General features: G+C 66.0%; 1 protein-coding gene. It reads left to right on the plus strand.

Annotation, left to right across the window (positions count from 1 at the left end):
• Positions 1-571 (plus strand): transposase (locus tag NR111_RS18265; RefSeq protein ID WP_256821632.1); only part of this gene is annotated, 571 nt, incomplete at both ends.

Below are 571 nucleotides of genomic sequence, written 5' to 3' on the forward strand. Positions count from 1 at the left end.
ATTCACTCCGGACAGCTGCGGGATCGGATCAATGCACTCTGAATCCGGAAGGGCCACCAATCGTCGGGCACCCGACCAGACTGCACGTGCGGGTACCGCGCTTGACCTGCGACAACATCGAATGCGAGACGCGGATTTTCCAGCAGCGGCTGCCGTTGTTGGCGGAGGCTCGGGCCAAGACCACCCGCCGGTGCAGCCGCTGGATCCTGCAGCGCTTGGCGATCGACCGCACCAGCGTGTCCGCGGTCGCCAAGGCCCTCGGGCTGGGATGGGACCTGGTCAACGACTTGGCGGTCTCCGAGACCCGCGCCATGGTCTACGACCAGCCCGGACACTTCGACGGCGTCCGCGTTCTCGGGGTCGATGAGCACAAATGGAAGCACGTGCGCGGCGACGGCAGCAGCTCGTTCGTCACCGTTCTCGTCGACCTCACCCCGGTCGTGGACGGCACCGGCCCGTCCCGGTTGCTGGACATGGTCCCGGGCCGTTCGGCGAAGGTCCTCACTGAGTGGCTCAACGCCCGCGACCAGGCTTTTCGAGACCGAGTCAAGGTGGTCACGATGGACGGATT

Source organism: Dietzia sp. Die43, from assembly GCF_024519835.1.
Lineage (GTDB): Bacteria > Actinomycetota > Actinomycetes > Mycobacteriales > Mycobacteriaceae > Dietzia > Dietzia kunjamensis.